Here is a 12,852-nt window from a genome sequence, read left to right as displayed (position 1 = left end):
ACCGCGCCGCCCTGGCGCGTCAGCTCAAGGCGACCGGTGAGGATGCTCGTGTCGGTCGCACGCCGGCCGCAAGCCTGCCGGTCACCGGCAGCGCCGTGCTCAGTGCCGAGGGACTGGTAAAGGCCTACCGTGGCCGTCGCGTCGTGAATGATGTCGCGCTGAACGTGGCCCAAGGCGAGATCGTCGGCCTGTTGGGACCGAACGGCGCGGGAAAGACGACCACGTTCTACATGCTGGTCGGCCTCATCGAGCCGCAGTCGGGACGCATCAAGCTCGATGGGCAGGACATCACCGGCATGCCGATGTATCAGCGCGCCCGCCAAGGTATCGGGTACCTGTCGCAAGAGCCGTCGATTTTCCGAAAACTGACCGTCGAAGAGAACATCCTGGCGATCCTCGAAACGCTGCCGCTCTCGGCGGTCGAACGGAAGGAACGCCTTGAGATACTGCTTGACGAACTCAGCATTAAACACCTTCGTGGCAGTCGCGCCTTCCAGCTCTCGGGCGGCGAGCGCCGACGCCTCGAAATCACGCGAGCGCTCGTGACGCAGCCGAAGTTCATGATGCTGGACGAGCCGTTCGCTGGGGTCGATCCGATCGCCGTGCACGACATCCAGACCATCGTGGCCGGTTTGCGCCACCGGGGCATCGGCGTGCTCATCAGTGATCACAATGTCGAGCAGACATTGGACATTGTGGACCGCGCCTACATCATGTTCGATGGGCAGGTCAAGGTCTCGGGGACCGTGCGTGAGTTGGTGTTCGACGACACCGTCGCCGAGATCTACCTCGGGCCGACGCTCACAGCGCGACTCCGCGCTCGCTTCGCCGAAGCGGATGAAGCCGTGGTCACGTCATGAGGCCGGGTCTCCAACAGAGTACCGGGCTGCGGCAGGAGCTCAAGGTCAATCCGCGCCTCTATCAGGCGATGGACCTGCTCTACATGCCCTTGCTCGACCTCCAGCAGCACCTCAAGCAGGAGCTGCTGACGAACCCGTTCCTCGATCTCGTCGAGCCCGAGGATGAGGAGGACGAGTCGGCCGACGAGGACGAAGTCCCGGAAGCGCAGGACCTGGCCGAGCCGGAGACGACGGTCGAGCCGGAGCCGGAGAAGGCCGGAGACGACGACGTCGATTGGGAAGCCGTGCTGCTCGATGGATTCGAGACCGGTGGGCAGCGGGAGGAGAACGAGCAGCGCGAGTGGTTCGAGCCCGTCACGGTCGACACCAAGCATCTCGCAGACCACCTCACTGAGCAGTTGTCGCTGCTCGACCTTTCGCCGCGTGAAGCGGTGCTGGCCGATGACTTCGTCGGCAACATTTCCGACGATGGCTATCTCGCCTGTTCCCTCGACGAGATCCAGCGCGGGGTGAACGAGTGGATCGCCGCTGAGGCCGAGGAGCGCGACGCCGAAGTGGCGCCGTTCAGCAGCGCGGAGATGCAGGCGATGCTCGAGATCATTCAGGAGCTCGATCCGCCCGGCGTCGGCGCACGCGATCTGCGCGAGTGCCTGCTGCTGCAGCTGCGCGCCGCCGGACATCGGGAGTCACTGTCCTATCGGTTGGTCGAAGACGCATTCGAAGAACTCATCGCGCACCGGTGGAGTGAGCTGTCGAAGCGATACGGGATCAGCGCACAGGACGTGCAGCGCGCCGCCGACGACATCGCCAAGCTCGATCCGAAGCCTGGCCTTCGCTACAGCAGCGGCGCCGACAACTACATCATTCCGGATCTCGTCGTCGACAAGATCGGTCAGGCGTACCACATCTTCCTCAACGACGGGAATCTGCCGCGGCTCAAGCTGTCGCGGGCATATCAGGAGATCGCCCGTGACAAGAAGAAGTTCGACACCGAGAGTAAGGACTTCATCGCCAGCAAGCTGAATTCGGCGAACTGGATGATTCAGGCCATCGAGCAGCGTCGCCAGACGATGCTCAAGGTCATGCACTACATCGTCGATCGGCAGCGTGACTTCTTCGAGCGCGGCGTGCAGGCACTGCGACCGCTCACGCTGCGTGAAGTAGCCGAAGCGGTTGGCATGCACGAGTCCACCGTGAGTCGCGTGACCAACGAGAAATTCGTGCAGACCCCGCGCGGCGTGTTGCCGCTCAAGTTCTTTTTCTCATCGGGACTCGCGACCAGCGACGGAGACGATGTCTCCGCGCGCGGCATCAAGGACCAGATCCACAAGCTGGTGTCTGGAGAAGACACCAAGAGTCCGCTCACTGATCAAGCGATCGTGGAGATTCTGCAGCAGACCGGTGTACAGATTGCACGTCGTACCGTCGCCAAGTACCGTGACCAACTCGGCGTGCTGCCCGCCCGCATGCGCAAGCGCGTCTGAACAGCGCGCGACCCAACGCGATTCCCTCTCTCCCGATATGGCCGTCTCCGCCCGTCCGCTCCGACGCGCTTCCCGTTCGACGTCTCACGCTACCGTCGACGTCAGCGTGCTCGTGCCCGCGAAGGACGAAGCGGGCAACCTCGCGCTGTTCCTCGAGCTGTGCGCGACCACGTTCCACCACGAATCCGCCGCCTACGAAGTCGTGGTGGTCGACGATGGCTCCACCGACGGAAGCTGGGCCCTGCTTCAGGAACTCCGTGCGCAGTATCCGTTCCTGCGACCGGTGCGCCACCGCGCACAGCGTGGGATCGCCGAGGCGCTGCGTACCGGATATCTGCAGTCGCATGGGCGAGTGCTCGTGTTCTATCCGGCCGATCTGCAGTTCAAGCCCGAGGATATCCCCCGGCTCGTCAATCCGATCCTGGCCGGAGAGTCGGATATGGTCACCGGGTACAAGCAGGGCAAGTACGAGAAGGCGTTCGTCTCCGGCATCTACAACAAACTCAGTCGTACGCTCTTCCACGTGCCGGTGCGCGACCTGAACAACGTGAAAGCCTACCGTCGCGAGATCATGGCGGCGCTCCCGATGCGGCCGGATTTCCATCGCTACATGATCGTGATGGCGGCAGCCCAGGGCTTCACGGTCACGGAGGTGCCGGTACCGCTGTACGCCCGCCATTCCGGTCGTTCCAAGTTTGGATTGTCGCGTATTCCCATCGGCGTGCTCGACATGATTGCGGTCTGGTTCGAACTCAAGTTCGGCCAGAAGCCGCTACTGGCGTTCGGCATGCTCGGCGTGGCGCTCTTTGCCGTCGGCGTGCTCTCCGGTCTCGGCGCGCTCGGCTGGCTTGCGGTCACCGGACAGGGGCAACGCTGGGTCTGGACGGTCATCCAGACGTGCCTCATGCTCGGCTCGATCTTCTTCGCCACCGGACTTCTTGGCGAGCAGATCGCGCAGCAGCGATCCGAAGTGCGTGAACTGCGCCGTGAACTCGACGAGCTGGCCAGCGCGCAGCACGACGAAGAGGCCGCTGAGGTCACGATCAACGTGACGGGCAGCGCCGATCGCGACCACCGCTGACGCGCGGCACTCCGGTAATCCGCGCCGTGCGCGTGCTCTTCGTCACTCACAATGTGCCGCGCTTCTCCGGTGACGCAGCCGGCTCATTTGTGCTGCGATTAGCCGTGGCACTGCAGTCCGCGGGAGCGGTGGTCGATGTCATCGCACCGGCGGCGGCTGGCTTGGCGCTCGACGAACGCCTTGAGGGCGTTCGCATCCAGCGTGTGCGGTACGCCAGCGATGCACATATGACGCTCGCCTATGTTGGAAACATGGCCGAGCAGGTGACGGCGTCGTGGAGCGGCAAGCTAGCGCTGGTGGGCATGCTGCGAGCCATGCGCCGCGCCGTTCGCGAGCGGATCGAAGCGGCCGCCCACGCCGGCCAGCCGTACGACATTGTGCATGCGCACTGGTGGTTTCCTGCCGGCCTGTCGCTGTGGCGCTCGCGCCACGTCGGTGACCCACCGCTGGTCATCACGATGCACGGCTCCGACGTGCGCCTCGCGCACCGGACGGCGCCGGCGCATGGCGTCATGCGCGCCGTGCTGGGCGAAGCGGCAATCTGCACGGCCGTGTCGGGATGGCTGGCCGAAACGGCGCTCCGCATCGCACCGGACGCGTCGATCGCCGTGTCGCCGATGCCGGTGGACGCGCGGCACTTCGTTCCCCCGGCCATGCCGGTGTCGTCGCGCCGCGGCATCCTGTTCGTGGGTCGACTGAATGCGCAGAAGGGACTCGCCGACTTGCTCGAGGCGATGGTGTCCCCCGCGATGCGCGCCCATGAGGCGCAGCGCGCGGGGGAAACCACCGTGCTCGACGTCGTCGGTGACGGGCCGGAGGGCGAGGCGTTACGCGCCCGAGCCGCCGCCCTCGGACTGGCGGAGCGCGTGCGGTGGTACGGTGCCTTGCCGCAACCCGCGCTGGTTCCGCTCTACCAAGGGGCGCGTGTCCTGGCCATGCCGTCGCGCGAGGAAGGACTCGGGCTCGTTGCTGTGGAAGCGCAACTGTGCGGCACTCCCGTTGTAGCGTACGCCGATGGTGGAGTGGTCGATGTCGTCCGCACCGCGCATGGCGGCACGCTCGTCACGGTCGGCGATATTCCGGCGCTTGGCGACGCCCTCGCCCGACTGCTCGCGGACGAGGGCGCCGCGGACGAGCGCGGTCGACTTGCGCGCGACGACATGCTCGCCCGATTTGCTCCAGAGGCGGTGGCCGAGCGCTACCTCACGCACTACCGACAGGTGGTACGATGACCAACGCCGCACCGTGGCGCGAGCGCGGCGTCTGGCATCATCCGGCGCTCAAAGTCGCCGTGTTGCTGCTCACGGGCCTCTTCATCGCGTGGGCGCTGCACGGCCAATGGACAGACATGCGCGCCTCGGCACGCGCAGTGCGCGTCGACTGGCGATGGATTGCCGCTGCCAGCGCGACCGTACTCGCGGTCTATGCGCTGCTGATCCAGAGTTGGCGGCTGCTGCTGCGCGGTTGGGGCGGTGAGCTGGCCTATCCGGCCGCGGTGCGGATATGGACCATCGCGAATCTCGGACGCTGGATTCCGGGGAAAGTCTGGTCCGTAGGCGCCTTGAGTGTGCTGGCCGCCCGCGAAGGTGTTTCGGGTGCAGCGGCGGCTGGTGCAGCCGTCCTCGGTACACTCCTCAACATCGGCGCTGGATTCGGCGTCGCCGTGATCATGGGGGCCCAAGGACTCGACACGCTTTACCCCGGGTTTCACACGGGTGCGGTGGTCGCGACCGCGGTGTTCGTGATTGGTGTTCTGGCCCTGCCGAGGCTTCTTCCGCCAGTCCTCGCGTGGTTCGCGGCCAAACGCGGCGTGCCGCTGACCGGCAAAAACCTGTCGGCGCGTACGCTCTGGACAGCCGCCGCCATAAACGCCGCCTCGTGGTTGGGATACGGGCTGGCGTTCGCCTTGTTCTCGCGTGGCGTGACTCCCAGTATCAGGAGCGAGCCGGCTGTGTTCATCGCCGTCTTTACCGCGTCATACCTCATCGGGTACCTCGTGCTGTTCTCGCCCGGGGGCCTGGGGTTCCGCGAGGCGGCGCTGACCGTGCTGCTCGTGGGTGTCGGAGCCGCGGGGCAGGGGGACGCCGTCATCCTCGGTGTCACCTCAAGGCTCTGGCTGACCGTGCTCGAAGTGCTTCCGGGGCTTGTCAGCCTCCTCGTCCGTCCCGCGCCACAGCGCGCGGTGCTCCATCGCGGCATGGCGACGCGTGACCGGCGCGATTCCTCAGGGCACGTGCACACCGATCCCCCATCCCGCTCTCCTGATGGCTCGCCCTGACGCGACGACGGTAGCGCCCACGGCACATCCTACGGTACCGCGCTTCCCCATGACGTGGGCGGCGCTCGTGTGCGTGGTCGCGACGATGCTGCTCGCCTGGCCAGCGCTGGGCGGGGCGTTTCTCGTCAATCCGAATTCAGATCAGTACATCGCCGGCTATTCCTTTCGTGATTTTGCAGCGCGCGCGATCCGGGACGGGCAGGGGGTCCCGCAATGGAATCCATTCCAGTTCGGTGGCATGCCGTACATCGCGGCAATGCACGGCGACATCTTCTATCCGACGTTCCTCCTGCGGATGGTGCTGCCGACCGACATCGCGATGACGTGGGGGTTCGTGCTGCACATGGTGCTGGCCGGTGTCTTCACCGTTGGATTCCTTCGGGCGGCTGGCGTGCGGTTCCAGAGCGCGATCGTGGGCGGCGTCGCGTACCTTCTCAGTGGGACCGTTGCCTCCTATGCGTCGCCCGGACACGATGGGAAGCTCTTTGTGAGTGCCCTGCTGCCAGCCGCCCTCTGGGCCCTGATTCGCGGCATGCGCGACGGACGTCGCGGCGCCTGGGGGTTGCTTGCGCTGATCGTCGGTCTGGCTGTGCTCTCGCCGCATCCGCAACTCCTGCAATACCTGCTGCTCACGTGCGGCGCCTATGCGCTGTTTCTCGCGCTCCGGCCGTGGAGCCTCGCGTCGGATTCGTCGACGACGTCCCGTGACGCATCCCGCTCCTTCCCGCTCCCCCGACTGGCGCTTGCACTGGGTGCGGTGTTGCTCGGCGCGGTGATCGGCGCGGTGCAGTATCTCCCGGTGCTCGAGTACGTGCCCTGGTCACCCCGGGCGGGTGGCAAGGGCTACGACTACGCGACGACGTTTTCGTTCCCGCTCGAGGAAACGATCAACCTCTATCTCCCGCAGTTCTCCGGTCTTCTGGAGCAGTACTGGGGCCGCAACGGGATCCATTTCCATAGCGAGTACATCGGCGCGTCGGTGCTCGTGCTCGCCCTCTTCGCGTTCGGCGGCGGCGTCGTGAATCGCCATCGTTCGCACGCGTGGTTCTGGCTGGGCACCCTGATCATCTCGCTCCTGTGGGCGTGGGGCGGCAATACGCCGTTCTATCAACTGGTGTATGCGGTCGTGCCCGGATCCAAATTCTTCCGCGCACCAAGCACCGTCGCCTATGTGAGTGCCTTCGCATGCGCTGCCCTTGCATCATTCGGTGCCGAACGAGCACTCGCGGGGAAGGGGACTACCGGCTACGCGATCGGCTGGGGAAGCTTCGCGATCGGCGTCGCGATCATCGCCACGTCGGGCGGCTTCACGAACCTCGCGCTGTCAATTCTTGGCGACTCGCGGGGCGACCTCATTCAGGCCAACGCCGGCAACGTCGTCGCTGGCGCGTGGCGATCGGCTGTCGCGGTTCTGGCGATGGTCGGTCTTATCCTCGCGGTCGCGCGTGGCGCACTCAAGGCTCCCGCCGCCGGCTGGTTGCTCGTTGTCGTGGTCGCGCTCGATCTGTGGAGCGTGGAGCGGCACTATTGGATCTTCTCGGCCCGCGCCGACCGGCTGTACGCGGAAGACGACATCATCCGGTTCCTCAAGTCGCAGCCGGAACCGGCCCGGGTCATCGCCATTCCGCTTGGCGACAACATGGCCCCGCATGATCCATTCATCCTGGGGAACGCTCTCATGCACCACGGCATCCGCGGCGTTCTCGGCTACCACGGGAACGAACTTGGCCGGTATCAGGAGCTCTACGGCAAGAGCGAGGGACTCCAGTCCGTCGCGAACCCAAACTTCTGGTCGCTCGCCAACGCGCGATTCTTCTATACAAACGCCCCGGGCGTGCCATTCCAGGGGGCGAAGTTGGCCGCCGGCCCGGTCCGTAACGCGGCCGGGACGATGACGTATCTCTACGAGTTGCCCGGCAATCACCCGGCGGCTTGGGTTGCCCCTCTCATCGTGAAACTCGACGATCCGACCGCCAAAGCGACCGTACTGAACCCGTTGTTCGATGTGAAGCGGGTGGCGATCTTTGATCCAACCTCGACGACTCAAGCCAGACCGGTCAACTCGCCGTTGCCTGAGCCTGTGCCGTTCGGTGTGAAAGTCACGCGGTATCAGCCCGGAGCCATCGACGTCACTCTCGGCAGACCGGCACCGAGCGGCAGCGCCTTGATCGTGTCCGAAAATTTCTATCCCGGCTGGACCGCGACGGTGGACGGAACGCCCACCACGATCGCCAGAGCCGACTACACCCTTATCGGCGTCGAGCTGCCCACGGGCGCAACGTCCGTGAAGCTTCGCTTCGACAGTGCACCATATCACACGGGGAAGTTGTTGACTTTGCTGGCACTTGGCGCGGCGTTGCTCTGGTGGATTATCGGGACGGCGCTCGATCGGAAGGCCGGATCCGCGGCCAATGTCTTCGCAGGCTGAGGCGAAAACGACGTGACCAGAATTCCGACTCCGGCTCGCGGCGCGCTCGCCCAAGGCGAACGCGCCCTGGTGATCGTCCCGACCTACAACGAGAGCGAGAATGTCACCCGTATCGTCCCGCTGATCCTTGCTCAGGATCCGCGGCTCGACGTGCTGGTGGTCGACGACAACTCGCCCGACGGTACCGGCAAGCTCGCCGACGAACTGGCGGCCGCCGATCCACGCGTCCACGTGCTCCATCGCGCGGGGAAGGAAGGACTCGGCCGTGCCTATCTGGCAGGGTTCAAGTGGGCGCTCCAACGCGACTACGCGTTCATCTTCGAGATGGACGCCGACTTCTCACACGATCCCGCCCACCTGCCGGAGTTTCTGGCCGCGATTCGGAACAGCGATTTGGTGCTGGGTTCCCGGTACCGCGACGGCAAGGTGACGGTGGTCAACTGGCCGATGACCCGGCTCATGTTGTCGTACGGCGCCAACATCTACGCGCGTGCGGTGACCGGTCTTCGACTGGGCGATGCGACGGGCGGCTTCAAGTGCTTCCGCCGAGAAGTGCTGATGGCCATCCCACTCGATCAGGTCCGGTCGAACGGCTACGCCTTCCAGATCGAAATGAGCTTTCGGGCGTGGAAGCGCGGATTCCGCATCGCTGAGATTCCGATCGTCTTCCATGACCGCACGGAAGGGGAATCGAAGATGTCCAAGGGGATCGTCCGCGAGGCGATCTGGATGGTCTGGCGACTTCGCTGGTGGGCCATCACGGGGAGTGCCTGATGTCGCCGCGTTCGACGCTGCAGGGCATCGCCTTCATAAAGATGACGGGATCCGGCAATGATTTCGTGGTCCTTGACGGCCGCCAGGTGTCGCTCGAACGTGTAGCATCACCGGAGATCATCAGGTCTATCTGCAATAGGAACAACGGGATAGGAGCCGATGGTCTAGTCGTTCTCGAGCCCGCGACTCCGGACGCGGATGTCCGGATCCACTACTATAACAACGACGGTACGCCGGCAGACCTGTGCGGAAACGCCACGCTCTGCTCGACGGCCATGGCGGCGATCCTTGGCCTGGCGGCGGAATCCGCGATGACGCTGACGACGCCGGCGGGGCTCATCGCCAGCCGCGTGACGACGGGGGGGCCCGAGATCGACCTCCCGCCGGTCACGACGATACAGACCGAGCTACCTATTCCTCCGGTCCAGGGGGAGCAGCGCATCGGTTTCGCCATCGCCGGGATTCCGCACGTCGTGATCCTCTGTGAGGATGCCGATCGAGTAGATGTCGAACGTCGCGGGCCGTTGCTGCGCCGCCATCTCGCCTTAGGACCTGCCGGGGCCAACGTGAACTGGGTGTCTCCGTTGCCCGGTGGTCGCTGGCGGTATCGGACCTTTGAACGCGGTGTGGAAGGCGAGACCCTCGCGTGCGGCACCGGCGCCATCGCGACGGCAGTTCTGCTGACGGCATGGGGGGAAGCGAAGGCGTCGACAGTCACCATCCGAACCAGATCCGGGCGCGACCTCGAGGTCCGCCTGACCCCGACATGGTCACCGTCGGTCGGCTACATGCCGACATTGCGTGGCGAAGGCCGCGTGGTGTTTCACGGCGTGATTGACTCGATCTGAATCGGCGCCGCGCAGCAGCTCACGGTTTTGCGTTGTGCACATCGTGCGCGCGTCCTCGCGAACGCAATCAGCCGCACCAAACGCCACCGAATAGATGTGGGAAGGTGGAGAGGTTGACGTTTCGTGAGATTCTCGTCGGACAGCACCGCGGCCGATACGCTGTAACGCGTTAATCATCAATGCTTTGCGGCGTTCTTCCACATAGTGACAGACCAAACGGTCGGATATTTCCCACAGTTATCCACGGACATAAGTTTACATAACATGTATTATGCGCATGCAAAGAGACGCGGATTTCCACACAATTGGCGGATCCGTCCGTGCCTGGGCGCAGCCGGCGCGCCTTCCCCGAGCGAGATGTCCACAAACAAATGGCGGCCCGGAGCATCTCCGGACCGCCATCACCACAAGCCATCTCACAAAACATCGGCGCGAGTCTTCATCCACATCGCGCGAGCGCGCCACCAGCTACGCGGATCAGCTCTTACCCGCGCCGTCCAGTTCGCCCAGGCGGACGTTGGCTTCCTGCGACGAGGGGCCGTCGGACTTGGCCAGCTCCTCCCAAATCTTCCGCGCCTCCGTGTTCTTGCCAGCGGCCATGAGGCTGCGCGCTTCGGACGCCTTATAACTGCTCTTGTCGTTCGCAAACTTGGCTGCCGCCGCGGCCTTGCCGTAGTGGGAGGCTGCGTCCGCCAACTTCCCCTGCAGCTCGTAGCCGACCGCGATCATCGATTCCATCGAGGCTTTGAAATCCGCGCCCGCGCCGCCCACCAACTTCTCGAGCGCGGCGATGCCTTCCGCGTACTTCTTTTGCTCGAACAGCGACTGGGCCAACAGCAACGCGGCTTGCTGGCCGGCAGCCGTTCCGGAATAGCTTTTGGCCACCTTGTCCAGCGCCTTCGCGGCCTCGTCAAACTTGCCCTGACCCATCGGGGCTTGGGCGGCGTATAGCGCGGTCGAGGCCTTCTCGTTCTGGCCGGTCGAGTAGCTGCGATAGCCGAAGATCGCCAACGCGGCAACCGCGACGCCGCCAACCGCCATGCCGATCGGACGGCTGTTCAACTGGAACCACTCGCCAAACTTCTCCAGAGGATCGTCGGAGAGGCTCGAGGAGGACGACGCGGAACGGGACGACTGGGCCATGCGGAAGACCAGCGATGAGGGGCAAAGAGGAGGACGCCACGAACCGGGCGCCCGTTCGTGATGGGGCGTCCGGTGTGGACGGAGGAACTGGTGGAACATAGCGGCGATCGTGCCCGGAATGCACGGGGGCAGTCGCATTGTCGTGAAAAAGATGTCCCCGGCAGGGATCGAACCTGCGGCCTGAAGTTTAGGAAACTTCCGCTCTATCCAACTGAGCTACGGGGACAAAACCGCGCGCGAGCCTCGCCACGCCGGCCTTGCGAATCTCGCCGATTCCGGCCCGCCGCTCAAGGCGGTGCGCCGGTTCTCGTGCTCAGCAGCGGACAACGGCGTGAACGGGGCGATCCGGTAGCCGCGCCCGGCCCTGCAGCACCTCGAGCTCGACCAGCACCGACACCCCGACGACCGTTCCACCGAGGCGCTCGACCAGCCGACAGGCCGCCGACGCCGTGCCGCCAGTCGCCAGCACATCGTCGACCACCAACACGCGATCACCGACCCGCACGGCGTCCGTATGCATTTCAAGCACATCGCTTCGGTACTCCAGGTCGTACGACTCGCGCTCGGTGTGCCACGGCAACTTGCCGGGTTTGCGCGCGGGCGCGAACGACACGCCAAGCTGCAACGCCATCGGCACCCCGAACAGGAAGCCACGACTCTCCACGCCGACCACATGGGTGACGCCCGCATGGCCAAACGGCGCGACCATCGCCGTAATCACGTCGCGTAGCAGGGCCGGATCGGCGAGAACCGGGGTGATGTCCTTGAAGAGAATGCCGGCGCTGGGAAAGTCCGGGACCTCTCGAAGCGAGGCCGACAGTCGGTCGATGAGAGTACCAAGCATCGTGGGAAGGTAGCGCCGAGAGCCCGTGACCGCTCCGGTACCGCGCCGGGTTCGACCTGGGCGCGCTCCCCGTCCCATCGTTACCGCTCGACGTTATCGCTCGAGACTATCGCTCGATTGCGAACGGCGCCGGCAACCCCCTGGCGTCGAAGCTGGTCAGCTCGCGCATGACAATCCCGGTGACGGTCGAATCCCGGGGGCCAACGCGGAGGTGACGCTCGAACGTCTCCAACATCGCCGCCTCGCCGGCCGCGACTAGGACCACCGCGCCATCGGCTTCATTTCGCACCCATCCAGTGAGCGCAAGTGCGCGCGCGTGCTCCCGCACATACCAACGAAAGCCAACGCCCTGCACCCTCCCGTCCACGCGATAGCGGCGAACCGCCGGTGCCATTACCGACGGACGCCAAGCAGTGCGGCGAGTGCCGCCGCCAGGGCAGCGGCGTCACCAAGACGAGGTTCGTAGCCGGCCAACGAGATCTCACCGTCGCGAACACGCCGGGCGAGCACCTCGAGTGCACGGGCGGCAGCCTCCGAACTCTCGTCTCCCGCCCGACGCGCGCGATCCGCCCACGGCGCAAGCGGGGAGGGCGACCCGGGCGTCGGCACACGTGGCGTCACGACGGGGCCCGCCGTCCTCGTCGGCATGATGTCGATCAGATCGTCGTCGCCCCATGACGCCAGCACCGGCGGCGGCGGTGCCGCGCCCTCGAACAGGCGGTCGGACTCGCCCGATGCGAGCCCGATGCCGTCGTGCTCACGCAGCTCGTCGGCCAACGCCCGCATCTGCGCGGCGGCGTCGTCCAGTGCCCACGCGTCAGCGGGTGTCGGTGCCTCAAGCTCGTCGGCACTCGGCGGCCACTGGTCCGAGGCGGTCACGTCATCTCCGATGGCCTCCGTCGAGGGCACGGTCAATGACGCGATCCGCTCGTCGACCGCGCGCATCGGCATCGCGGGCGTCGAGGACAGAAACACATCGATCCACGGAAGCGACGCCGCGTCCGGCGCCACAGGATCACCGGCGTCGGCGAACAGCTCACCCGGATCCGTGACCGACGCCGGGGCCTCATCTTCGGTCGAGTGCACGATGACCGGCATGTTGAACGCCGTCG

11 protein-coding genes, 1 tRNA gene and 1 pseudogene are annotated in these 12,852 nt (G+C 65.4%); 8 read left to right on the top strand and 5 right to left on the bottom strand.

Annotated features, from left to right (window positions below; translation table 11 throughout):
* Positions 1 to 95 precede the first annotated feature (95 nt).
* The 8 genes from lptB to dapF all read left to right on the top strand — a co-directional run bounded on the left by lptB (position 96) and on the right by dapF (position 9,753).
* Complete coding sequence (gene lptB, locus ACIRA7_RS04480) at positions 96 to 860, top strand: LPS export ABC transporter ATP-binding protein (RefSeq protein ID WP_396219658.1); 765 nt, start codon at positions 96 to 98, stop codon at positions 858 to 860.
* Positions 857 to 2,344, top strand: a complete 1,488-nt coding sequence (gene rpoN, locus ACIRA7_RS04475; protein ID WP_396219617.1) for an RNA polymerase factor sigma-54 — start codon at positions 857 to 859, stop codon at positions 2,342 to 2,344. Before lptB ends, rpoN begins: the two co-directional genes overlap by 4 nt.
* Before the next feature lie 106 nt (positions 2,345 to 2,450).
* The gene (locus ACIRA7_RS04470; RefSeq protein WP_396219616.1) at positions 2,451 to 3,425 is read left to right on the top strand and encodes a glycosyltransferase family 2 protein; all 975 of its coding nucleotides are present in this window, start codon (positions 2,451 to 2,453) and stop codon (positions 3,423 to 3,425) included.
* A gap of 26 nt (positions 3,426 to 3,451) precedes the next feature.
* A complete protein-coding gene (locus ACIRA7_RS04465) occupies positions 3,452 to 4,657 on the top strand; it encodes a glycosyltransferase (RefSeq protein ID WP_396219615.1) in 1,206 nt (401 codons plus the stop codon).
* Complete coding sequence (locus ACIRA7_RS04460; RefSeq protein WP_396219614.1) at positions 4,654 to 5,703, top strand: lysylphosphatidylglycerol synthase domain-containing protein; 1,050 nt, start codon at positions 4,654 to 4,656, stop codon at positions 5,701 to 5,703. Before ACIRA7_RS04465 ends, ACIRA7_RS04460 begins: the two co-directional genes overlap by 4 nt.
* Positions 5,690 to 8,131 carry a hypothetical protein gene (locus ACIRA7_RS04455; protein ID WP_396219613.1) on the top strand — a complete coding sequence of 814 codons (2,442 nt, stop codon included), beginning with the start codon at positions 5,690 to 5,692 and terminating at the stop codon, positions 8,129 to 8,131. The genes ACIRA7_RS04460 and ACIRA7_RS04455 overlap by 14 nt, the downstream gene beginning before the upstream one ends.
* A gap of 21 nt (positions 8,132 to 8,152) precedes the next feature.
* Positions 8,153 to 8,905 (top strand): polyprenol monophosphomannose synthase, encoded by a 753-nt coding sequence (locus ACIRA7_RS04450; protein WP_396219657.1) that lies wholly within the window; start codon positions 8,153 to 8,155, stop codon positions 8,903 to 8,905.
* A complete protein-coding gene (dapF, locus tag ACIRA7_RS04445) occupies positions 8,905 to 9,753 on the top strand; it encodes a diaminopimelate epimerase (protein WP_396219612.1) in 849 nt (282 codons plus the stop codon). Before ACIRA7_RS04450 ends, dapF begins: the two co-directional genes overlap by 1 nt.
* 477 nt (positions 9,754 to 10,230) lie before the next feature.
* Here the strand turns inward: dapF and ACIRA7_RS04440 are convergent, their stop codons facing one another.
* From ACIRA7_RS04440 to ACIRA7_RS04420, 5 genes and pseudogenes are all read right to left on the bottom strand, one after another.
* Positions 10,231 to 10,896, bottom strand: a complete 666-nt coding sequence (locus ACIRA7_RS04440; protein ID WP_396219611.1) for a YfgM family protein — start codon at positions 10,894 to 10,896, stop codon at positions 10,231 to 10,233.
* A gap of 152 nt (positions 10,897 to 11,048) precedes the next feature.
* Positions 11,049 to 11,122, bottom strand: a tRNA-Arg gene (locus ACIRA7_RS04435).
* 87 nt (positions 11,123 to 11,209) lie between these two features.
* Positions 11,210 to 11,740: an adenine phosphoribosyltransferase gene (locus ACIRA7_RS04430; protein WP_396219610.1), complete on the bottom strand. Its 531-nt coding sequence runs from the start codon at positions 11,738 to 11,740 to the stop codon at positions 11,210 to 11,212.
* Between the two features lie 106 nt (positions 11,741 to 11,846).
* Positions 11,847 to 12,134: an acylphosphatase gene (locus ACIRA7_RS04425; protein ID WP_396219609.1), complete on the bottom strand. Its 288-nt coding sequence runs from the start codon at positions 12,132 to 12,134 to the stop codon at positions 11,847 to 11,849.
* Positions 12,134 to 12,852, bottom strand: a pseudogene (locus ACIRA7_RS04420) (hypothetical protein); the annotation flags it as partial. The gene ACIRA7_RS04425 and the pseudogene ACIRA7_RS04420, both read right to left, overlap by 1 nt.

The organism is Gemmatimonas sp., from assembly GCF_044376735.1.
Classification (GTDB): Bacteria; Gemmatimonadota; Gemmatimonadetes; order Gemmatimonadales; family Gemmatimonadaceae; genus Gemmatimonas.
The sequence above is the reverse complement of the archived record's forward strand: the minus strand, read 5'-3'. Positions and strand labels throughout refer to the sequence as shown.

Excerpts from the sequence above, each read along its gene's own strand:
- rpoN (WP_396219617.1), top strand. The coding sequence starts at position 857 with ATGAGGCCGGGTCTCCAACAGAGTACCGGGCTGCGGCAGGAGCTCAAG.
- ACIRA7_RS04460 (WP_396219614.1), top strand. The coding sequence starts at position 4,654 with ATGACCAACGCCGCACCGTGGCGCGAGCGCGGCGTCTGGCATCATCCG.
- ACIRA7_RS04455 (WP_396219613.1), top strand. The coding sequence starts at position 5,690 with ATGGCTCGCCCTGACGCGACGACGGTAGCGCCCACGGCACATCCTACG.
- dapF (WP_396219612.1), top strand. The coding sequence starts at position 8,905 with ATGTCGCCGCGTTCGACGCTGCAGGGCATCGCCTTCATAAAGATGACG.
- ACIRA7_RS04440 (WP_396219611.1), bottom strand. The coding sequence starts at position 10,896 with ATGGCCCAGTCGTCCCGTTCCGCGTCGTCCTCCTCGAGCCTCTCCGAC.
- ACIRA7_RS04430 (WP_396219610.1), bottom strand. The coding sequence starts at position 11,740 with ATGCTTGGTACTCTCATCGACCGACTGTCGGCCTCGCTTCGAGAGGTC.
- ACIRA7_RS04425 (WP_396219609.1), bottom strand. The coding sequence starts at position 12,134 with ATGGCACCGGCGGTTCGCCGCTATCGCGTGGACGGGAGGGTGCAGGGC.